Source organism: Kitasatospora sp. NPDC052896, assembly GCF_044547075.1.
In the GTDB taxonomy this organism is placed as follows: domain Bacteria; phylum Actinomycetota; class Actinomycetes; order Streptomycetales; family Streptomycetaceae; genus Kitasatospora.
On the sequence record NZ_JBITZU010000001.1, the window covers coordinates 205,895 to 224,117 of the forward strand.

Here is an 18,223-nt window from a genome sequence, read left to right on the forward strand (position 1 = left end):
GCGCCGCGGCCGTGCGGCACGCGGAGTGCGCTCAGTCCTCGGTGCGCTTGTTCAGCGCGTCCACCGCGCGCTGGGTCACCTCGTCCACCTTGCCGAGCGCCGGGATGGTGGTGACCAGCCCCTGCTCGACGTAGTAGCCGATGATCGGCTCGGTCTCGCTGTGGTAGACCTTCAGCCGGGTCCGCACCGCGTCCTCGGTGTCGTCCGAGCGCTGGTAGAGCTCGCCACCGCACTCGTCGCAGACGCCCTCGACGGCCGGCGGGTTGTAGACCACGTGGAAGACGTGGCTGCCGTCGTTGCGGCAGAGCCGGCGGCCGGCGATCCGCTTGACCACCTCGTCCTCGGGGACCTCCAGGTCCAGCACGGCGGTGAGCGCGATCCCGCTGTCGGCCAGGAAGGCGTCCAGCGCCTTCGCCTGGACCAGGTTCCGCGGGAAACCGTCCAGCAGGAAGCCGTGGGCGGCGTCCGGCTGCGCCAGCCGGTCCTTGGCCATCCCGATGGTCACCTCGTCCGGCACCAGCTCGCCGGCGTCCATGTAGCCCTTGGCCTCGAGCCCGAGCGGGGTGCCCTGGCTGATGTTGGCCCGGAACAGGTCGCCAGTGGAGATGTGGGGGATGGACAGGGTCTTGGCCAGAACGTGCGCCTGAGTACCCTTCCCGGCCCCGGGAGGTCCGACGAGGACGATACGCATCAGCGGAGGAACCCTTCGTAATTACGCTGCTGGAGCTGGCTCTCGATCTGCTTCACAGTTTCGAGTCCGACACCGACGATGATCAGGATGCTGGTGCCACCGAACGGGATGGTGGTGCTCTGGTTGAGGGCTACCAGGCCGATCATCGGGATCAGCGCGATGAGGCCCAGGTACAGCGAACCCGGCCACGTGATGCGGGTCAGCACGTAGTTCAGGTACTCGGCGGTCGGTCGACCGGCGCGGATACCCGGGATGAAGCCACCATACTTCTTCATGTTGTCGGCAACTTCTTCGGGGTTGAAGGAGATCGCGACGTAGAAGAAGGCGAAGAACACGATCAGTACGAAGTACGCGACCATGTAGACGGGGTGGTCACCCTTGGTGAAGTTGTTGTTGATCCAGATCGCCCACCCCGCCTTGCTGCTCGTCAGCTGGGCCACCAGGGCCGGGATGTACAGCAGCGAGGAGGCGAAGATGACCGGGATGACACCCGCCTGGTTGACCTTGAGCGGGATGTAGGTGGAGGTCCCGCCGAAGGCCCGCCGGCCGATCATGCGCTTGGCGTACTGCACCGGGATCCGGCGCTGGGCCTGCTCGACGAAGATGACCAGGACCACCACCACGATGCCGACCGCCAGGACGGCGAAGAAGTCGACCCAGCCGCCGCCGATCTTGCCGGCCTTCTTGATCGCCCAGAGGTTGCTCGGGAAGCTGGAGGCGATCGAGGTGAAGATCAGGATCGACATGCCGTTGCCGATCCCGCGGTCGGTGATCAGCTCGCCCAGCCACATGATCATCGTGGTCCCGGCGGTCATCGTGGTGACCATGACCATGATCCGGAAGATCGAGGTGTCCGGCACGACCTCGTTGCTGTACGGGCAGCTGCCGAACAGCGCGCCGTTCGAGGCGGTGGCCACGATGCCGGTGCCCTGCAGGATCGCCAGCGCGATGGTCAGGTACCGGGTGTACTGGGTGATCTTCGTGGTACCGGCCTGGCCCTCCTTCTTCAGCGCCTCGAGTCGCGGGATCACGACGGTCAGCAGCTGCAGGATGATGCTGGCGGTGATGTAAGGCATGATGCCGAGCGCGAAGATCGTCAACTGCAGCAGCGCGCCGCCGCTGAAGAGGTTGACGAGGCCGAAGAGGCCGTTGTTGGCCTGCTTCACGCAGTTGTTCACGGCGACGAAGTTGACGCCCGGGATGGGAATGTGCGCACCCATCCGGAACAGCACCATGATGCCCAGCGTGAACAGCAGCTTCTTGCGCAGGTCGGGCGTCTTGAACGCCCGCGCGAACGCACTGAGCACGGTGCCTCCTGCGCCTCCCACGCGTCGTCGGCGGGAGGGTCGGTCCTGATGGGGGGTCTTGGAGCGGTTCGCCCGTCGGGCAGACGACAGGGCAGCCTGTCGCAGCCTACAAGGGAACTCCACGGACTCTAACAGTGTGTGGCCACTCGCATGAAGCGTGTGCGCCGTTCCCGGGCCGTCGGCGGCCCCGGATGCCCGGATTTCACCCGTGATGAGCCCGTGATCGGTCGGTGATCCGTGGTTCTCCACGGAGAAAACGACCGGGCCCCGTACCTCTCGAAAGAGGTACGGGGCCCGAACGCTGGTGTCAGCCGAGTCAGATGAGCTCGGTGACGGTGCCGCCGGCGGCCTTGATCTTCTCGGCGGCGGAGCCGGAGACGGCGTCCACCGAGACCTGCAGCGCGACGGAGATCTCGCCGGTGCCGAGCACCTTGACGAGCGAGTTCTTGCGAACCGCGCCCTTCTCGACGAGACCCTCGACCGTGACCTCGCCACCCTGCGGGTAGAGCTCGGCCAGCTTGTCGAGGTTGACGACCTGGAAGGTCACCTTGAAGGGGTTCTTGAAGCCCTTCAGCTTCGGCAGGCGCATGTGGAGCGGCATCTGGCCACCCTCGAAGCGCTGCGGAACCTGGTAGCGGGCCTTGGTGCCCTTGGTACCACGACCGGCGGTCTTACCCTTGGAGCCTTCACCGCGACCCACACGGGTCTTCTCGGTCTTGGCACCCGGGGCGGGACGCAGGTTGTGGATCTTGATCGGCGAGTCAGCCATCTCAGTCCACCTCCTCGACCGTGACGAGGTGACGCACGGTCTGGGCCATCCCGCGGATCTCGGGACGGTCCTCCTTGACGACCACATCGTGCATGCGCTTCAGACCCAGCGAGCGCAGCGTCTCGCGGTGGTTCTGCTTGCTGCCGATGTAGGACTTGGTCTGGGTGATCTTCAGGCGAGCCATCAGACACCAGCCCCAGCCGCGGCGGCGGTGCCGGCGGCGCGAGCGCGCAGCAGGGCAGCCGGAGCCACATCCTCGAGCGGCAGGCCACGACGGGCGGCGATCTCCTCGGGGCGAACGAGGCCCTTCAGAGCCACCACGGTGGCGTGCACGATGTTGATCGCGTTGTCCGAGCCGAGCGACTTCGACAGGATGTCGTGAACGCCGGCGCACTCCAGGACGGCACGCACCGGGCCACCGGCGATAACACCGGTACCGGGGGACGCCGGCTTCAGCAGCACGACGCCGGCGGCCTTCTCGCCCTGGATCGGGTGCGGAATGGTGCCCTGGATACGGGGGACCTTGAAGAAGTTCTTCTTGGCCTCCTCAACACCCTTGGCGATGGCGGCCGGAACCTCCTTCGCCTTGCCGTACCCGACACCCACGGTGCCGTCACCGTCGCCCACCACGACCAGCGCGGTGAAGCTGAAACGACGACCACCCTTGACAACCTTGGCGACACGGTTGATCGCAACGACACGCTCGACGTAAGCGGTCTTCTCGACGGCGGGGGCGTTGCCCCGGTCGTCACGCTTACGGTCGCGCCGCTCGCCACCGGTGCCGCCGCCGGCGCCGCTACCGCGGCGCTGGGGTCCAGCCATTGGAATTACCTCTCTCGATTACGTCCGTCGACTGAGCCGACGAGCGGCTTAGAAGTCGAGCCCGGCCTCGCGGGCCGCGTCCGCCAGGGCGGCGATGCGCCCGGCGTAGCGGTTGCCCGCGCGGTCGAAGACGACCGACTCGATGCCGGCAGCCTTGGCGCGCTCGGCGACCAGGCTCCCGACCTTCTTGGCCAGCTCGGTCTTGTCGCCCTCGGCGCCCTTGATGGACACGTCGAGGGTGGACGCCGACGCCAGGGTGTGACCCTTGGCGTCGTCGATGACCTGGGCGACCATGTGACGGTTCGAGCGCGTCACAACGAGGCGCGGACGCACCTCGGTGCCGACGACGCGCTTGCGAACGCGGATCGCGCGGCGCTTGCGGGCGGCGTTCTTGTAGCCGTTGCCCTTGCCGATCTTGACAGAGACACTCATGGCTTACTTACCACTCTTTCCGACCTTGCGGCGGATGACCTCGCCCGCGTACTTCACGCCCTTGGCCTTGTACGGGTCGGGCTTCCGCAGCTTGCGGATCTTCGCGGCGACCTCGCCGACCTTCTGCTTGTCGATGCCGTCCACGTGGAACTTGGTGGGCGACTCGACGACGAAGGAGATGCCGTCCTGCGCCTCGACCAGGATCGGGTGGCTGTAGCCGAGCGAGAACTCCATGTCGGAGCCCTTCGCCGCGACGCGGTAACCAACACCGCTGATCTCCAGCGACTTGCGGTAGCCCGCGGTCACGCCGGTGATCATGTTCGCCACCAGCGTGCGGCTCAGGCCGTGCAGGGCCTTCGACTGACGCTCGTCGTTCGGGCGCGAGACGACCAGGGTGCCGGTCTCGTCCTTGCTGATCTCGATCGGCGCGGCGACGACGTGGGTGAGGGTGCCCTTGGGGCCCTTCACCGAGACCGTCTGGCCATCGATGGTGACGTCCACGCCGGCGGGAACCGGGATGGGCAGCCGTCCAATACGCGACATTGCTGTACCTCCGTTTCCCGAATTACCAGACGTAGGCGAGAACTTCTCCGCCTACGCCCTTCTTGGCGGCCTGCTTGTCGGTGAGGAGGCCGGAAGACGTGGAGATGATCGCCACGCCCAGGCCGCCGAGCACCTTCGGCAGGTTGGTGGACTTTGCGTAGACCCGCAGGCCCGGCTTGCTGATGCGCTTGATGCCAGCAATGGAGCGCTCACGGTTGGGGCCGAACTTGAGCTCGATGGTCAGCTTCTTGCCGACCTCGCCCTCAGTGGGCTCCTCAACCTTCCAGGAGGAGATGTACCCCTCCTGCTGCAGGATCTCGGCGACGTGCGCCTTGATCTTGCTAGCCGGCATCGCCACGGAGTCGTGGTACGCCGAGTTCGCGTTACGCAGACGCGTGAGCATGTCTGCGATGGGGTCGGTCATGGTCATGATGGCCTCAGGCCTCTCTCGCCGTGGTTTCTCCGCGCCAGGTCCCCCCACCGCACTCCGGGGAGTGCGACAGGGGCACAGACGCAGGGGACCTGCGGCGTTAGTAAGACTGGGTGCGAGCCCGTCCGAAGACGGGCCGCGAGCATCCATGGAGATGCCGCGGCAGGGGGCCCGACCCCACTACCTTACGGGAGTCCGTACGGGTACCCAAATCTGGGTGATGTGGGGTCGGGCACGCCTGCTTCGCCTATGCGGTAACCAGGGTCCTGAACTACCAGGAGCTCTTGGTCACGCCCGGCAGCTCGCCGCGGTGCGCCATCTCACGGAGGCAGACACGGCACAGGCCGAACTTGCGGTACACCGAGTGCGGACGGCCGCAGCGCTGGCAGCGGGTGTAACCGCGGACAGCGAACTTCGGCTTGCGCTCGGACTTCGCGATGAGGGACTTCTTCGCCATTGGCTCACGCCTCCTTGAACGGGAAGCCCAGAGCGCGCAGCAGCGCCCGGCCCTCGTCGTCGGTCTGAGCGGTGGTCACGACGGTGATGTCCATACCGCGCTGACGGTCGACCTTGTCCTGGTCGATCTCGTGGAACATAACCTGCTCGGTCAGACCGAAGGTGTAGTTGCCACGGCCGTCGAACTGCTTCGGCGAGAGGCCGCGGAAGTCACGGATACGCGGCAGCGCCAGCGACACCAGACGGTCCACGAACTCCCACATGCGGTCACCACGGAGGGTGACGTGGGTGCCGATCGGCTGGCCCTCGCGCAGCTTGAACTGCGCGATGGACTTACGGGCCTTGGTCACGGCCGGCTTCTGACCGGTGATCGCGGTCAGGTCGCGGATCGCGCCCTCGATCAGCTTGCTGTCACGGGCAGCCTCGCCGACACCCATGTTGACCACGACCTTGACCAGGCCGGGGATCAGCATGACGTTCTCGTACTTGAACTGCTCCTGCAGCTGACCCTTCACCTCGGAGTTGTAACGCTCCTTGAGGCGGGGGGCCACCTTCTCAACAGTCGTCTCAGACATCAGATGTCCTCACCGGTTCGCTTGGCAACGCGGATCTTGTTGCCCTCGTCGTCGAAGCGGTAACCAACGCGAGTGACGACCTTCTTGCCGTCCTTCTCCACGACCAGCTGCACGTTGGAGACGTGCACCGGGGCCTCGACGGTGACGATGCCACCGGCGGTGCCCTGGCCGGGCTTGGTGTGCTTCTTGACCCGGTTCACACCCTCGACGAGGACCTTGTTCTCGGCCGGCAGGGCCTGGATGACCTTGCCCTGCTTGCCCTTGTCCTTGCCGGTGATGACCTGAACCAGGTCACCCTTCTTGATCTTCATGCTGTTCGCCATGGGTTAGAGCACCTCCGGCGCCAGCGAGATGATCTTCATGAACTTCTTGTCACGCAGCTCGCGGCCCACCGGGCCGAAGATGCGGGTACCACGGGGGTCACCCTCGGTGTTCTTGAGGACGACGGCGGCGTTCTCGTCGAACCGGATGTAGGAACCGTCCGGACGACGGCGCTCCTTCACGGTACGAACGATGACGCACTTGACGACGTCACCCTTCTTCACCGAGCCACCGGGGATCGCGTCCTTGACGGTGGCGACGATGACGTCCCCGATACCGGCGTAGCGGCGACCGGAGCCACCGAGAACGCGGATGCAGAGAATCTCCTTGGCACCCGTGTTGTCGGCGACGCGCAGTCGCGACTCCTGCTGGATCACAGCTTTCTCCTGATCGTCAACGAGAGTCGACGGGCCGGCCGCTGCTCACACCAGCGTCTCGCACAGTGACGTGCGGGGACCTGATGCACATACGGCCGTACCTCATCGGCTTCGTTACTTGGCCTTCTCGAGGATCTCGACGACGCGCCAGCGCTTCGTCGCGGACAGCGGGCGGGTCTCCGCGAGGAGGACCCGGTCGCCCACGCCGCACGCGTTCTGCTCGTCGTGCGCCTTCAGCTTGTTCGTACGGCGGATGACCTTGCCGTACAGAGCGTGCTTGACGCGGTCCTCGACGGCGACGACGACGGTCTTGTCCATCTTGTCGCTGACGACGAGACCCTCACGGGTCTTGCGGAAACCGCGCGTCTCGTTGGTGTTCTCAGTCATCAGGCGTTCTCCACCGTCTCGATGCCCAGCTCGCGCTCGCGCATCAGGGTGTAGATCCGCGCGATGTCCTTACGGACCAGCCGAAGCCGTCCGTGGTTGTCGAGCTGTCCGGTCGCCGCCTGGAAGCGGAGGTTGAACAGCTCCTCCTTGGCCTCGCGGAGCTTGGCAACGAGGGCCTCGTTGTCCAGCTCGCGCAGCTCAGCAGCCTTGGTGCCGGCCGACATCAGCTCTCACCTGCCTCGCGCCGGACAATCCGGCACTTCATCGGGAGCTTGTGAGCAGCGCGGGTGAGCGCCTCACGAGCCACCTTCTCGTTGGGGTACGACAGCTCGAACATGACCCGACCCGGGTGCACGTTCGCGATCCACCACTCCGGCGAACCCTTACCGGAACCCATGCGGGTCTCGGCCGGCTTCTTGGTGAGCGGGCGGTCCGGGTAGATGTTGATCCAGACCTTGCCACCACGACGGATGTGACGCGTGATCGCGATACGAGCGGACTCGATCTGCCGGTTGGTCACGTAGGCCGGGGTCACGGCCTGGATGCCGTACTCGCCGAACGCGAGCTCGGTGCCACCCTTCGCAGCGCCGCGGCGCTTCGGGTGGTGCTGCTTGCGGTGCTTGACCCTACGAGGGATCAGCATGAGGTCAGGCCTCCGTTCCGGTGCTCTCGGCAGCCGGCGCCTCGCTCACCGCGGCCGCGGGGGCCTCGGTGTTCGCGGGACGACGACCGCCACGGGCGCCACCACGCTCGCCGCCACGGCCACCGCGCTCGCCGCCACGCGCGGGGCGGGCGTCGTTGCGGGCCGGACGGTTGCCCGAGCGGGCAGCAGCGTTCTCAGCGCGGACCTCGGCGATGTTCTTGACGTCGCCCTTGTAGATCCAGACCTTCACGCCGATCCGGCCGAAGGTCGTCTTGGCCTCGAAGAAGCCGTAGTCGACGTTCGCGCGCAGCGTGTGCAGCGGCACACGACCCTCGCGGTAGAACTCCGAACGGCTCATCTCGGCGCCGCCGAGACGACCGGAGCACTGGACCTTGATGCCCTTGGCGCCGGACTTCATGGTGCCCTGCATGCTCTTGCGCATGGCACGGCGGAACGACACGCGGGAGGACAGCTGCTCCGCGACGCCCTGAGCCACGAGCTGGGCGTCCAGCTCGGGGTTCTTGACCTCGAGGATGTTCAGCTGGACCTGCTTGCCGGTCAGCTTCTCGAGGTCGCCGCGGATGCGGTCGGCCTCGGTGCCACGGCGACCGATCACGATGCCGGGGCGGGCGGTGTGGATGTCAACGCGGACGCGGTCGCGGGTGCGCTCGATCTCCACCTTGGAGATGCCGGCCCGCTCCATGCCCTTCGTCATCATGCGACGAATGGCGACGTCTTCCTTGACGTAGTCCTTGTACAGCTTGTCGGCGTACCAGCGGGACTTGAAGTCCGTGCTGATGCCGAGGCGGAACCCGTGCGGGTTAACCTTCTGGCCCATTACCGGGTCCCTTCCTTGCTGCTGACGACCACGGTGATGTGGCTGGTCCGCTTGCGGATCCGGTAGGCGCGGCCCTGGGCGCGCGGCCGGAACCGCTTCAGGGTCGGGCCCTCGTCAACGTACGCCTCAGAGATGTAGAGGTCGTCCACGTTGTTGTGGTTGTAGTTGTGCGCGGCGTTGGCAATGGCGCTGTCGAGCACCTTGCCGACCGGCACGGTGGCGGCCTGCGGAGCGAAACGCAGGACGGCCTGGGCCTCCGTGGCGTTCAGGCCACGGATGAGGTCCACCACGCGGCGGGCCTTCATGGGCGTGACGCGGATGTACCGCGCTTGGGCCCTGGCTTCCATGGTTGTCCCCTTAATGGAGTAAGTCATTGAGTCGTTCTGGCGGTGAAGCTCAGGCGACTAGCGACGCTTCGACTTGCGGTCGTCCTTGACGTGGCCGCGGAAGGTGCGGGTCGGAGCGAACTCGCCCAGCTTGTGGCCGACCATCGACTCGGTGACGAACACCGGGACGTGCTTGCGACCATCGTGAACCGCGATCGTGTGACCGAGCATGCTCGGGCTGATCACGGAGCGACGGGACCAGGTCTTGATGACGTTCTGGGTACCCGCCTCGTTCTGCGCGTCCACCTTCTTGATGAGGTGGCCGTCGATGAAGGGGCCCTTCTTGAGACTGCGCGGCATCTGACCTGCTCCTAGCGCTTCTTGTTGGTCTTGCGGCGGCGCACGATGAGGGCGTCCGAAGCCTTGCCGGGCTTACGGGTGCGACCCTCCTTCTGGCCCCACGGCGAAACCGGGTGGCGACCACCAGAGGTCTTACCCTCACCACCACCGTGCGGGTGGTCGATCGGGTTCATGGCCACACCACGCACGGTCGGGCGAACGCCCTTCCAGCGCATACGGCCGGCCTTGCCCCAGTTGATGTTCGACTGCTCGGCGTTGCCGACCTCACCGACGGTGGCGCGGCAGCGCACGTCGACCAGGCGGATCTCACCGGAGGGCATGCGCAGGTGCGCCATGCGACCCTCACGGGCGAGCAGCTGGATGCCGGAACCGGCGGAGCGGGCCATCTTGGCACCGCCACCGGGACGCAGCTCCACCGCGTGGATGGTGGTACCGACCGGGATGTTGCGCAGCGGCAGGTTGTTGCCCGGCTTGATGTCGGCCGCGGGGCCGTTCTCGATCCGGTCACCCTGCGCAACGCCGCGGGGGGCGATGATGTAGCGCTTCTCGCCGTCCGCGTAGTGCAGGAGCGCGATGCGCGCGGTGCGGTTGGGGTCGTACTCGATGTGCGCGACCTTGGCCGGCACGCCGTCCTTGTCGTGACGACGGAAGTCGATCACGCGGTAGGCGCGCTTGTGACCGCCACCCTGGTGGCGAGCGGTGATACGACCGGCGTTGTTACGGCCGCCCTTGCTGTGCAGGGGGCGAACCAGCGACTTCTCCGGCGTGGACCGCGTGATTTCTACGAAGTCGGCCACGCTGGAGCCACGACGGCCCGGCGTAGTCGGCTTGTACTTGCGGATGCCCATTTGGCTCTCTCGTCCTCGTCCTAATCGACGATCACGATCTCCTGGTTCAGGAGACCGGACCACCGAAGATGTCGATGCGGTTGCCCTCGGCCAGCGTCACGATGGCGCGCTTGGTGTCCTTGCGCTTGCCGAAACCGGTGCGGGAGCGCTTGCGCTTGCCCTGGCGGTTGATCGTGTTGACAGCCTCGACCTTGACCGAGAAGACCGCCTCGACGGCCTGCTTGATCTGGGTCTTGTTGGCGCCCGGCGACACGATGAACGTGTACTTGTTCTCGTCGAGGAGCGCGTAGCTCTTCTCGGAGATAACCGGCTTCACCAGGACGTCACGGGGGTCCGTGAACGTCTTGCTCGTAACGTCGCTCATCAGGCGGCGCTCCCTTCGAGCTCGCCCTCAGCGGCAACGGCCTTGGCGGACGCGGCCGGACCGGCCACGAAACGCTCGAAGGCGGCCTGGGTGAAGACCACATCGTCGGAGACGAGCACGTCGTAGGTGTTCAGCTGACCGGCGTCCAGGATGTGCACGTTCGGCAGGTTGCGAGCGGACTTGTAGCCCAGCTCGTCCGCACGCTCGACGACCAGGAGGACGTTCTTGCGGTCGGTGATCTTGCCGAACAGGCCCTTGGCGGCCTTGGTCGACGGCGCCTCGGTCGCGGTCACGTCGGTGATGACGTGGATGCGGTTGTGGCGGGCCCGGTCGGTGAGCGCACCGCGGAGCGCGGCGGCGATCATCTTCTTCGGGGTCCGCTGCGAGTAGTCGCGCGGCACGGGACCGTGCACGACGCCACCGCCGGCGAACTGCGGCGCACGGGTCGAGCCCTGACGGGCGCGGCCGGTGCCCTTCTGACGGTACGGCTTCTTGCCGCCACCGCGAACCTCGCCGCGAGTCTTGGTCTTGTGGGTGCCCTGACGGGCCGCAGCGAGCTGCGCCACGACGACCTGGTGCATCAGCGGAACGCTGACCTTCGCGTCGAAGATCTCGGCCGGCAGCTCGATGCTGCCGGTCTTGTCGCCAGCCGGCGACAGGATGTCAATGGTGCTCATTTCCTCACAGCCCCTTCGCCGCGGTGCGGACGAGGACGAGGCCGCCGTTCGGACCCGGGACAGCGCCCTTGATCAGGAGCAGGCCCTTCTCCGCGTCGACCGCGTGCACGGTCAGGTTCTGGGTGGTCACACGCTCGTGACCCATCCGACCGGCCATGCGCAGGCCCTTGAACACGCGGCCCGGGGTGGCGCAGCCACCGATCGAACCGGGCGAACGGTGCTTGCGCTGGGTGCCGTGACCGGCGCCGAGGCCCTTGAAGTTGTGACGCTTCATGACACCGGCGAAGCCCTTGCCCTTGGAGGTGCCGGTCACGTCGACCTTGACACCCGCCTCGAACAGCTCGGCGGTGAGCTCCTGGCCCAGCGTGTACTCGGACGCGTCCGAGGTACGCAGCTCCACCAGGTGGCGGCGCGGGGTGACACCGGCCTTGGCGAAGTGGCCCGCGAGGGGCTTGTTCACCTTGCGGGGGTCGATCTCGCCGAAGCCGATCTGCACGGCGTCGTAGCCGGCAGCGCTGTCAGCGGTGTGGACCTGGGTCACGACATTCGGCCCGGCCTTGACGACGGTCACCGGAACGATCCGGTTGTTCTCGTCCCAGACCTGGGTCATGCCGAGCTTCTCGCCCAGGATGCCCTTAATCTGCTTTGCCATCTTCGTCGCGCCTCTCAGAGCTTGATCTCGATGTCGACGCCGGCCGGAAGGTCGAGGCGCATCAGCGAGTCAACGGTCTTCGGGGTCGGGTCGAGGATGTCGATCAGACGCTTGTGAGTGCGCATCTCGAAGTGCTCGCGCGAGTCCTTGTACTTGTGCGGCGAGCGGATGACGCAGTAAACGTTCTTCTCAGTGGGCAGCGGCACCGGGCCCGCGACCTGCGCACCAGTACGGATCACCGTCTCGACGATCTTCTTCGCCGAGGAGTCGATGACCTCGTGGTCGTAGGCCTTGAGCCGGATGCGGATCTTCTGTCCCGCCATGGCTACTCGTAGTCCTTAGTCGTCTTGTTGCCTCTGCGGCCGGATTCGTCCGGGTGGACTGGTCCGGCGGCAACCCTGGGTGGTTTCCCGCCGGTCCCCGCGCTCGGGCGTGTCGCGCTCGCGCCTAAGAAAAGGGAAAGAACCCTCTCCTGGGATCCGGGTCGGTCTTGCACCCACGGGTGCCGGATCGAGGCCCCGCCCACGCTTCCCAGAAGATTCCCGTACGTCCGCCCCGCAGCTGCCGCGGTGTCGCTTACACACCACTGCATTCACACACAGCACGTGAACACATGAACGGCCATCACGGGAACGACGAGTACATGGGACTCGCTTCCGGTCCTCCCGGCGGGAGGCGCGCAGCATCGGCACTCAACCGAGCAACTTGACTATCTTGCCATACCACGAGGCCAGGACGCCAATCGGCACCGGCCGCCCCGGCGCGCACCAGCGGCCGGGCGCCCGGCCGGCGCGGGCCCGACAGGCGCTCAACTCCGCCGCCCCGCGCCCGCGGTGGCACCGGCGGACGTTCCACCGGCAGCGCCCCGCACGGCCGCCGCCGGCGCCCCACCGTGACCGGTCTCACGCCCGGCCCCGGGCACGGCGAAGGGCCCCGACTCCCGTCCGTGCGGACGGGGGCCGGGGCCCTTCGCGCTGACAGCCTGCGGTACAGGCAGGTCAGATCAACAATTACTTGATGATCTTGGTGACCTGGCCGGCGCCGACGGTACGGCCACCCTCACGGATGGCGAACTTCAGGCCCTCCTCCATGGCGATCGGCTGGATCAGCGCGACCGTCATACCGGTGTTGTCGCCCGGCATGACCATCTCGGTGCCCTCGGGGAGGGTCACGACGCCGGTCACGTCCGTGGTACGGAAGTAGAACTGCGGGCGGTAGTTGTTGAAGAACGGGGTGTGGCGGCCACCCTCGTCCTTCGACAGGATGTAGGCCTGGGCCTCGAAGTCGGTGTGCGGGGTGACCGAACCCGGCTTGATGATGACCTGGCCGCGCTCGACGTCCTCGCGCTTGATGCCACGGAGCAGCAGACCGACGTTCTCACCGGCCTGGCCCTCGTCGAGCAGCTTGCGGAACATCTCGATGCCGGTGACCGTGGTGGTGGTCTTGGTCTCCTTGATGCCGATGATGTCGACAGTCTCGTTGACCTTGAGGATGCCACGCTCGATACGACCGGTGACGACGGTGCCACGACCGGTGATCGTGAAGACGTCCTCGATCGGCATCAGGAACGGCTGGTCCACGGCGCGAGCCGGGGTCGGGATGGCCTCGTCGACCGCGGCCATCAGGCCGAGGAGCTTCTCGCCCCACTCCTTGTCGCCCTCCAGCGCCTTCAGCGCGGAGACGCGGACGACCGGCAGGTCGTCGCCCGGGAACTCGTACTCGGAGAGGAGCTCACGGACCTCGAGCTCGACGAGCTCCAGGATCTCCTCGTCGTCCACCATGTCGGCCTTGTTCAGGGCGACGACGATGTAGGGAACGCCGACCTGGCGGGCCAGGAGGACGTGCTCCTTGGTCTGCGGCATCGGGCCGTCGGTGGCGGCGACGACGAGGATCGCACCGTCCATCTGGGCCGCACCGGTGATCATGTTCTTGATGTAGTCCGCGTGACCCGGGCAGTCAACGTGGGCGTAGTGACGCGCCTCGGTCTGGTACTCGACGTGCGCGATGGAGATGGTGATACCGCGCTGCCGCTCCTCCGGCGCCTTGTCGATCTGGTCGAACGGCGTGAAGGGGTTCAGGTCCGGGTAAGCGTCGTGCAGCACACGGGTGATCGCCGCGGTAAGGGTCGTCTTACCGTGGTCGATGTGACCGATGGTGCCGATGTTGACGTGGGGCTTCGTCCGCTCGAACTTCGCCTTCGCCACTGCAGTCCTCCTGAGGACAGTTCTGTACGCCGTACGACGTCAGTTGGTCTTTGATCGGGTTTGGGTACGGGCGCTGGTTCGCGCCCATGCCGTCCCGCGGGTGGGGGCCGGAGGCACCGGCGGGGTCGGGTGTGACCCCGCCGGGTTTGCCTCCATACAGCCTAAGGGTTGTGAATCGTCCCGATATGCGGGACTTACTCGCCCTTGGCCTTGGCGATGATGTCGTCCGCCACGTTCCGCGGAACCTCGGCGTACGAGTCGAACTGCATCGAGTAGCTCGCGCGACCAGAGGTCTTGCTGCGCAGGTCACCGACGTAGCCGAACATCTCGGAGAGCGGCACCAGCGCCTTCACGACGCGGGCGCCGTGACGCTCCTCCATGGCCTGGATCTGGCCACGGCGGGAGTTGATGTCGCCGATCACGTCGCCCATGTAGTCCTCGGGCGTGGTGACCTCGACGGCCATCATCGGCTCCAGCAGGGCCGGACCGGCCTTCCTGGCGCCTTCCTTGAAGGCCATCGAACCGGCGATCTTGAACGCGAGCTCGGAGGAGTCGACGTCGTGCGAGGCACCGTCGAGCAGCGTCACGCGGACACCCTGGAGCGGGTAGCCGGCGAGCACACCGAACTCCATGGCCTCCTGGCAACCGGCGTCGACCGAGGGGATGTACTCCTTCGGCACGCGGCCACCGGTGACCTTGTTGACGAACTCGTAGCCCTCGCCGCTCTCCAGAGGCTCGATCGCGATCTGGATCTTGGCGAACTGGCCGGAGCCACCGGTCTGCTTCTTGTGCGTGTAGTCGATCCGCTCGACGGCCTTGCGGATCGTCTCGCGGTACGCGACCTGCGGCTTGCCGACGTTGGCCTCGACCTTGAACTCACGCTTCATACGGTCGACCAGCACCTCGAGGTGCAGCTCGCCCATACCCGCGATGATGGTCTGGCCGGTCTCCTCGTCCGTGTTGACCTGGAAGGACGGGTCCTCCTCGGCGAGACGCTGGATGGCGACACCCAGCTTCTCCTGGTCGCCCTTGGACTTGGGCTCGATCGCGACGCGGATGACCGGGGCCGGGAAGTCCATGGACTCCAGGATGACCGGGTTCTTCTCGTCGCTGAGGGTCTCGCCGGTGGTGGTCTGCTTCAGACCCATGACGGCGATGATGTCGCCGGCGCCGACCGACTCGATCTCCTCACGCTTGTTGGCGTGCATCCGGTAGATCTTGCCGATGCGCTCCTTCTTGCCCTTGACGGAGTTCAGCACCGAGGTGCCGGACTCCAGGCGACCGGAGTACACCCGGACGAAGGTGAGCTTGCCCAGGTGCGGGTCGGACATGATCTTGAACGCCAGCGCCGACAGCGGCTCGTCGTCCGAGGCCTTGCGGGCGATCTCCACCGACTCGTCGCCGGGCTTGTGACCCTTGATGGACTCGATGTCCAGCGGCGACGGCAGGTAGTTGATGACCGCGTCGAGCAGGGGCTGAACGCCCTTGTTCTTGAACGCGGTGCCACAGAAGATCGGCGTGAAGTCCGAGTTCAGCGTGCCCTTGCGGATCGCGGCGATCAGCAGCTCCTCGGGGATGTCGGTGCCCTCCAGGGCGGCCTCCATCACCTCGTCGCTGACGTTCGACACGATGTCGATCAGCTGCTCGCGGTACTCGGCAGCCTTCTCCTCCAGCTCGGCCGGGATGTCGACGACGTCGTACATCTCGCCCTTGGTCGCCTCGGGCGACCAGACCAGGGCCTTCATCCGGACCAGGTCGACAACGCCGACGAAGTCGGACTCGGCACCGATCGGGAGCTGCATCACCAGCGGGGTCGCGCCGAGGCGGTCCACGATGGTCTGCACGCAGAAGAAGAAGTCCGCGCCCGTGCGGTCCAGCTTGTTGATGAAGCAGATCCGCGGGACGCCGTAGCGGTCAGCCTGCCGCCACACGGTCTCGGACTGGGGCTCGACACCGGCAACACCGTCGAACACCGTCACGGCGCCGTCGAGCACGCGGAGCGAACGCTCCACCTCGACGGTGAAGTCGACGTGACCCGGGGTGTCGATGATGTTGATCGTGTTGTCGACGCCGTCAAGCGTCCAGTGGCAGGTCGTCGCGGCCGACGTGATCGTGATGCCGCGCTCCTGCTCCTGCTCCATCCAGTCCATGGTGGCAGCGCCATCGTGGACCTCACCGATCTTGTACGAGACACCGGTGTAGAACAGGATCCGCTCGGTGGTGGTGGTCTTGCCCGCGTCGATGTGCGCCATGATCCCGATGTTGCGGACCTTGGCGAGGTCAAGGGAGGTTGCAGCCATGGTGGCTCGTTCTCTCTCTGTCTAGTGACGGGGTACGGACTACCAGCGGTAGTGCGCGAAGGCCTTGTTGGACTCGGCCATCTTGTGGGTGTCCTCGCGACGCTTCACGGAAGCGCCGAGGCCGTTGGAGGCGTCGAGGATCTCGTTCATCAGACGCTCGGTCATGGTCTTCTCGCGACGGGCGCGGGAGTAACCGACCATCCAGCGCAGCGCCAGGGTGCTGGCGCGGCCCGGACGGACCTCGACCGGAACCTGGTAGGTCGCGCCACCGACACGGCGGGACTTGACCTCGAGGGCCGGCTTGACGTTCTCGAGCGCGCGCTTGAGGGTCACGACGGGGTCGGAACCGGTCTTCTCACGGACGCCCTCGAGGGCGCCGTAGACGATCCGCTCGGCGGTGGAGCGCTTGCCGTGCAGCAGGATCTTGTTGACCAGCGACGTCACCAGCGGGGAGCCGTAAACCGGGTCGATGATGACCGGGCGCTTCGGGGCGGGGCCCTTACGAGGCATTCTTACTTCTCCTTCTTGGCGCCGTAGCGGCTGCGGGCCTGCTTGCGGTTCTTGACACCCTGGGTGTCGAGCGAACCGCGGATGATCTTGTAGCGGACACCAGGAAGGTCCTTCACACGACCACCGCGCACCAGCACGATGGAGTGCTCCTGCAGGTTGTGGCCCTCGCCCGGGATGTAAGCGGTGACCTCGATCCCGCTGGTGAGGCGCACACGGGCGACCTTACGAAGCGCCGAGTTCGGCTTCTTCGGGGTGGTCGTGTACACACGCGTGCAGACCCCGCGACGCTGGGGCGAGCCCTTCAGCGCGGGAGTCTTGTTCTTCTCGACCTTGTCCTGCCGGCCCTTTCGGACCAGCTGCTGGATCGTAGGCACCGTTTCTCCGTTTTCTGTGTGCCAAGGCTTGGTGGAACTAACCTGCGGTGTTCCCAGCTCACGCCGACCCACGAGGTCGGGTGTGTTGGGCTCCTACCGCCCGGGAGCGGAACAGGAGAACGCGCGGAATCCATGGTGCTGATGTGCCGCGACGGCGCTCGCGCGAGCGGCGCGCTCTCGTGGGAACGAGGGCGCTCCGGTTTGGCGCGGCGGCCGGTGTGCATGCACGCACAAGGACCCGGGGACACCCCAGGCACAAGGTCAGAGCGTACCTAGCGCATCGAGCGCGGTCAAAACAAATGCACCGCCGCAGGTCGTGGCGCTGCTGGCGGTCGGCCCGGGGGCGGAGCACCGCCGGGGCCCGACGCCCGGCCGCTTATAGCACAGGAGGCCCCGCGCGGCGATTCGGCGGCCCGCCGACTCAGTGCCCCGACAGCCCGCGGACTCAGTGCCCCGAAACGAAGAGCAGCATGCCGAGGAGGATCAGCAGTGACCAGCCGGCCACCCAGGTGTAGCCGATCACCAGGCCCGCGGTGGCCATCCCCTCGCCGCGCTCCGCGGTCTGCTTCATCTGCCGACGGGCCAGGTGTCCGGTGGCCACGGCCGGCAGCGCGAGCGCCCCGAGGGTCGGCACGCTGAGCACGCCGAGCACCAGCGAGGCGATCGCCATGCTGTTGTTGCGCGGCGGTGCGAAGGCGGTCGGGGAGAGGAAGGTCGGCGGGACGACCGCCCCCTGCGGGGCCACCAGCGGGCCGCTCGGCAGGTCGGCCACCAGTTGGGCCAGCTGGCCGTACGTCTGGGCGCGGTTGGCGACCTCGAAGCGCTGCGAGTACTCCTCGGCGGAGAGCCGACCCTCGGCGTACGCCGCCTTCAGGACGTCCACCGTGCGGTCCCGGTCGGTGTGCGCGGCGCGCATCGCCGACTGCGGGCCCGCGGCCGGCTGCCACCCCGCGGCGTACGGTTGTGGCTGCGGCTGCGCTCCCGGCCACGGCTGCACGTCACCCATCCGGTCTCCCT

Annotated in this window: 28 protein-coding genes; all 28 read right to left on the bottom strand. The window is 66.7% G+C overall.

The window, feature by feature from the left end; translation table 11 throughout:
• Window positions 1-31: 31 nt before the first annotated feature.
• A complete protein-coding gene (locus tag ACIGXM_RS00900) occupies window positions 32-691 on the bottom strand; it encodes an adenylate kinase (protein WP_396555443.1) in 660 nt (219 codons plus the stop codon).
• Entirely contained in the window at window positions 691-1,998 is a 1,308-nt protein-coding gene (gene secY, locus ACIGXM_RS00905) for a preprotein translocase subunit SecY (RefSeq protein ID WP_396555445.1), read from the bottom strand. The genes ACIGXM_RS00900 and secY overlap by 1 nt, the downstream gene beginning before the upstream one ends.
• 316 nt (window positions 1,999-2,314) lie before the next feature.
• Window positions 2,315-2,767, bottom strand: coding sequence for a 50S ribosomal protein L15 (gene rplO / locus ACIGXM_RS00910; RefSeq protein ID WP_396555447.1), 453 nt, complete (start codon window positions 2,765-2,767; stop codon window positions 2,315-2,317).
• Window position 2,768: 1 nt separating this feature from the next.
• Window positions 2,769-2,951 carry a 50S ribosomal protein L30 gene (gene rpmD, locus ACIGXM_RS00915; RefSeq protein ID WP_030300409.1) on the bottom strand — a complete coding sequence of 61 codons (183 nt, stop codon included), beginning with the start codon at window positions 2,949-2,951 and terminating at the stop codon, window positions 2,769-2,771.
• Window positions 2,951-3,589, bottom strand: coding sequence for a 30S ribosomal protein S5 (gene rpsE / locus ACIGXM_RS00920; protein WP_396555449.1), 639 nt, complete (start codon window positions 3,587-3,589; stop codon window positions 2,951-2,953). Before rpsE ends, rpmD begins: the two co-directional genes overlap by 1 nt.
• A gap of 48 nt (window positions 3,590-3,637) precedes the next feature.
• A complete protein-coding gene (gene rplR, locus ACIGXM_RS00925; RefSeq protein ID WP_396555451.1) occupies window positions 3,638-4,021 on the bottom strand; it encodes a 50S ribosomal protein L18 in 384 nt (127 codons plus the stop codon).
• 3 nt (window positions 4,022-4,024) lie between these two features.
• Window positions 4,025-4,564: a 50S ribosomal protein L6 gene (gene rplF, locus ACIGXM_RS00930; protein ID WP_396555453.1), complete on the bottom strand. Its 540-nt coding sequence runs from the start codon at window positions 4,562-4,564 to the stop codon at window positions 4,025-4,027.
• 22 nt (window positions 4,565-4,586) lie between these two features.
• Entirely contained in the window at window positions 4,587-4,994 is a 408-nt protein-coding gene (rpsH, locus tag ACIGXM_RS00935; protein WP_396555455.1) for a 30S ribosomal protein S8, read from the bottom strand.
• Window positions 4,995-5,265: 271 nt separating this feature from the next.
• Window positions 5,266-5,451 carry a type Z 30S ribosomal protein S14 gene (locus tag ACIGXM_RS00940; protein ID WP_104816571.1) on the bottom strand — a complete coding sequence of 62 codons (186 nt, stop codon included), beginning with the start codon at window positions 5,449-5,451 and terminating at the stop codon, window positions 5,266-5,268.
• 4 nt (window positions 5,452-5,455) lie between these two features.
• Window positions 5,456-6,025 (bottom strand): 50S ribosomal protein L5, encoded by a 570-nt coding sequence (rplE, locus tag ACIGXM_RS00945; RefSeq protein WP_396555458.1) that lies wholly within the window; start codon window positions 6,023-6,025, stop codon window positions 5,456-5,458.
• Window positions 6,025-6,336, bottom strand: coding sequence for a 50S ribosomal protein L24 (rplX, locus tag ACIGXM_RS00950; RefSeq protein ID WP_396557308.1), 312 nt, complete (start codon window positions 6,334-6,336; stop codon window positions 6,025-6,027). The genes rplE and rplX overlap by 1 nt, the downstream gene beginning before the upstream one ends.
• 15 nt (window positions 6,337-6,351) lie before the next feature.
• Complete coding sequence (rplN, locus tag ACIGXM_RS00955; RefSeq protein ID WP_145790774.1) at window positions 6,352-6,723, bottom strand: 50S ribosomal protein L14; 372 nt, start codon at window positions 6,721-6,723, stop codon at window positions 6,352-6,354.
• A gap of 114 nt (window positions 6,724-6,837) precedes the next feature.
• Window positions 6,838-7,110: a 30S ribosomal protein S17 gene (gene rpsQ / locus ACIGXM_RS00960; RefSeq protein ID WP_030280777.1), complete on the bottom strand. Its 273-nt coding sequence runs from the start codon at window positions 7,108-7,110 to the stop codon at window positions 6,838-6,840.
• The gene (rpmC, locus tag ACIGXM_RS00965) at window positions 7,110-7,334 is read right to left on the bottom strand and encodes a 50S ribosomal protein L29 (RefSeq protein ID WP_101381388.1); all 225 of its coding nucleotides are present in this window, start codon (window positions 7,332-7,334) and stop codon (window positions 7,110-7,112) included. Before rpmC ends, rpsQ begins: the two co-directional genes overlap by 1 nt.
• Window positions 7,334-7,753 (bottom strand): 50S ribosomal protein L16, encoded by a 420-nt coding sequence (gene rplP, locus ACIGXM_RS00970; protein ID WP_033824227.1) that lies wholly within the window; start codon window positions 7,751-7,753, stop codon window positions 7,334-7,336. Before rplP ends, rpmC begins: the two co-directional genes overlap by 1 nt.
• Window positions 7,754-7,757: 4 nt before the next feature.
• Window positions 7,758-8,591 (bottom strand): 30S ribosomal protein S3, encoded by an 834-nt coding sequence (gene rpsC / locus ACIGXM_RS00975; RefSeq protein WP_388004786.1) that lies wholly within the window; start codon window positions 8,589-8,591, stop codon window positions 7,758-7,760.
• Complete coding sequence (gene rplV, locus ACIGXM_RS00980; protein ID WP_396555462.1) at window positions 8,591-8,938, bottom strand: 50S ribosomal protein L22; 348 nt, start codon at window positions 8,936-8,938, stop codon at window positions 8,591-8,593. The genes rpsC and rplV overlap by 1 nt, the downstream gene beginning before the upstream one ends.
• 57 nt (window positions 8,939-8,995) lie before the next feature.
• The gene (gene rpsS / locus ACIGXM_RS00985) at window positions 8,996-9,277 is read right to left on the bottom strand and encodes a 30S ribosomal protein S19 (protein ID WP_035848164.1); all 282 of its coding nucleotides are present in this window, start codon (window positions 9,275-9,277) and stop codon (window positions 8,996-8,998) included.
• Window positions 9,278-9,288: 11 nt separating this feature from the next.
• The gene (gene rplB / locus ACIGXM_RS00990; RefSeq protein WP_396555464.1) at window positions 9,289-10,125 is read right to left on the bottom strand and encodes a 50S ribosomal protein L2; all 837 of its coding nucleotides are present in this window, start codon (window positions 10,123-10,125) and stop codon (window positions 9,289-9,291) included.
• A gap of 46 nt (window positions 10,126-10,171) precedes the next feature.
• Window positions 10,172-10,489 carry a 50S ribosomal protein L23 gene (gene rplW / locus ACIGXM_RS00995; protein WP_396555466.1) on the bottom strand — a complete coding sequence of 106 codons (318 nt, stop codon included), beginning with the start codon at window positions 10,487-10,489 and terminating at the stop codon, window positions 10,172-10,174.
• Entirely contained in the window at window positions 10,489-11,166 is a 678-nt protein-coding gene (gene rplD, locus ACIGXM_RS01000) for a 50S ribosomal protein L4 (RefSeq protein WP_396555468.1), read from the bottom strand. The genes rplW and rplD overlap by 1 nt, the downstream gene beginning before the upstream one ends.
• Window positions 11,167-11,170: 4 nt before the next feature.
• Window positions 11,171-11,818, bottom strand: a complete 648-nt coding sequence (gene rplC / locus ACIGXM_RS01005; RefSeq protein ID WP_396555470.1) for a 50S ribosomal protein L3 — start codon at window positions 11,816-11,818, stop codon at window positions 11,171-11,173.
• 14 nt (window positions 11,819-11,832) lie between these two features.
• The gene (gene rpsJ / locus ACIGXM_RS01010) at window positions 11,833-12,141 is read right to left on the bottom strand and encodes a 30S ribosomal protein S10 (RefSeq protein ID WP_012785157.1); all 309 of its coding nucleotides are present in this window, start codon (window positions 12,139-12,141) and stop codon (window positions 11,833-11,835) included.
• A 687-nt stretch (window positions 12,142-12,828) separates the two neighbouring features.
• Window positions 12,829-14,022, bottom strand: coding sequence for an elongation factor Tu (gene tuf, locus ACIGXM_RS01015; RefSeq protein ID WP_396555472.1), 1,194 nt, complete (start codon window positions 14,020-14,022; stop codon window positions 12,829-12,831).
• A gap of 194 nt (window positions 14,023-14,216) precedes the next feature.
• Complete coding sequence (fusA, locus tag ACIGXM_RS01020) at window positions 14,217-16,322, bottom strand: elongation factor G (RefSeq protein ID WP_396555474.1); 2,106 nt, start codon at window positions 16,320-16,322, stop codon at window positions 14,217-14,219.
• A 39-nt stretch (window positions 16,323-16,361) separates the two neighbouring features.
• Window positions 16,362-16,832: a 30S ribosomal protein S7 gene (rpsG, locus tag ACIGXM_RS01025; RefSeq protein ID WP_035848142.1), complete on the bottom strand. Its 471-nt coding sequence runs from the start codon at window positions 16,830-16,832 to the stop codon at window positions 16,362-16,364.
• Window positions 16,833-16,834: 2 nt separating this feature from the next.
• A complete protein-coding gene (rpsL, locus tag ACIGXM_RS01030) occupies window positions 16,835-17,206 on the bottom strand; it encodes a 30S ribosomal protein S12 (RefSeq protein WP_014144289.1) in 372 nt (123 codons plus the stop codon).
• Between the two features lie 445 nt (window positions 17,207-17,651).
• On the bottom strand, window positions 17,652-18,212 hold the full coding sequence (locus tag ACIGXM_RS01035; protein ID WP_396555476.1) for a DUF1707 and DUF4190 domain-containing protein: 561 nt from the start codon (window positions 18,210-18,212) through the stop codon (window positions 17,652-17,654).
• Window positions 18,213-18,223 lie beyond the last annotated feature (11 nt).

Excerpts from the sequence above, each read along its gene's own strand:
- ACIGXM_RS00900 (WP_396555443.1), bottom strand. The coding sequence starts at position 691 with ATGCGTATCGTCCTCGTCGGACCTCCCGGGGCCGGGAAGGGTACTCAG.
- rplO (WP_396555447.1), bottom strand. The coding sequence starts at position 2,767 with ATGGCTGACTCGCCGATCAAGATCCACAACCTGCGTCCCGCCCCGGGT.
- rpmD (WP_030300409.1), bottom strand. The coding sequence starts at position 2,951 with ATGGCTCGCCTGAAGATCACCCAGACCAAGTCCTACATCGGCAGCAAG.
- rpsE (WP_396555449.1), bottom strand. The coding sequence starts at position 3,589 with ATGGCTGGACCCCAGCGCCGCGGTAGCGGCGCCGGCGGCGGCACCGGT.
- rplR (WP_396555451.1), bottom strand. The coding sequence starts at position 4,021 with ATGAGTGTCTCTGTCAAGATCGGCAAGGGCAACGGCTACAAGAACGCC.
- rplF (WP_396555453.1), bottom strand. The coding sequence starts at position 4,564 with ATGTCGCGTATTGGACGGCTGCCCATCCCGGTTCCCGCCGGCGTGGAC.
- rpsH (WP_396555455.1), bottom strand. The coding sequence starts at position 4,994 with ATGACCATGACCGACCCCATCGCAGACATGCTCACGCGTCTGCGTAAC.
- ACIGXM_RS00940 (WP_104816571.1), bottom strand. The coding sequence starts at position 5,451 with ATGGCGAAGAAGTCCCTCATCGCGAAGTCCGAGCGCAAGCCGAAGTTC.
- rplE (WP_396555458.1), bottom strand. The coding sequence starts at position 6,025 with ATGTCTGAGACGACTGTTGAGAAGGTGGCCCCCCGCCTCAAGGAGCGT.
- rplX (WP_396557308.1), bottom strand. The coding sequence starts at position 6,336 with ATGAAGATCAAGAAGGGTGACCTGGTTCAGGTCATCACCGGCAAGGAC.
- rpsQ (WP_030280777.1), bottom strand. The coding sequence starts at position 7,110 with ATGACTGAGAACACCAACGAGACGCGCGGTTTCCGCAAGACCCGTGAG.
- rpmC (WP_101381388.1), bottom strand. The coding sequence starts at position 7,334 with ATGTCGGCCGGCACCAAGGCTGCTGAGCTGCGCGAGCTGGACAACGAG.
- rplP (WP_033824227.1), bottom strand. The coding sequence starts at position 7,753 with ATGCTGATCCCTCGTAGGGTCAAGCACCGCAAGCAGCACCACCCGAAG.
- rpsC (WP_388004786.1), bottom strand. The coding sequence starts at position 8,591 with ATGGGCCAGAAGGTTAACCCGCACGGGTTCCGCCTCGGCATCAGCACG.
- rplV (WP_396555462.1), bottom strand. The coding sequence starts at position 8,938 with ATGGAAGCCAGGGCCCAAGCGCGGTACATCCGCGTCACGCCCATGAAG.
- rpsS (WP_035848164.1), bottom strand. The coding sequence starts at position 9,277 with ATGCCGCGCAGTCTCAAGAAGGGCCCCTTCATCGACGGCCACCTCATC.
- rplB (WP_396555464.1), bottom strand. The coding sequence starts at position 10,125 with ATGGGCATCCGCAAGTACAAGCCGACTACGCCGGGCCGTCGTGGCTCC.
- rplW (WP_396555466.1), bottom strand. The coding sequence starts at position 10,489 with ATGAGCGACGTTACGAGCAAGACGTTCACGGACCCCCGTGACGTCCTG.
- rplD (WP_396555468.1), bottom strand. The coding sequence starts at position 11,166 with ATGAGCACCATTGACATCCTGTCGCCGGCTGGCGACAAGACCGGCAGC.
- rplC (WP_396555470.1), bottom strand. The coding sequence starts at position 11,818 with ATGGCAAAGCAGATTAAGGGCATCCTGGGCGAGAAGCTCGGCATGACC.
- rpsJ (WP_012785157.1), bottom strand. The coding sequence starts at position 12,141 with ATGGCGGGACAGAAGATCCGCATCCGGCTCAAGGCCTACGACCACGAG.
- fusA (WP_396555474.1), bottom strand. The coding sequence starts at position 16,322 with ATGGCTGCAACCTCCCTTGACCTCGCCAAGGTCCGCAACATCGGGATC.
- rpsG (WP_035848142.1), bottom strand. The coding sequence starts at position 16,832 with ATGCCTCGTAAGGGCCCCGCCCCGAAGCGCCCGGTCATCATCGACCCG.
- ACIGXM_RS01035 (WP_396555476.1), bottom strand. The coding sequence starts at position 18,212 with ATGGGTGACGTGCAGCCGTGGCCGGGAGCGCAGCCGCAGCCACAACCG.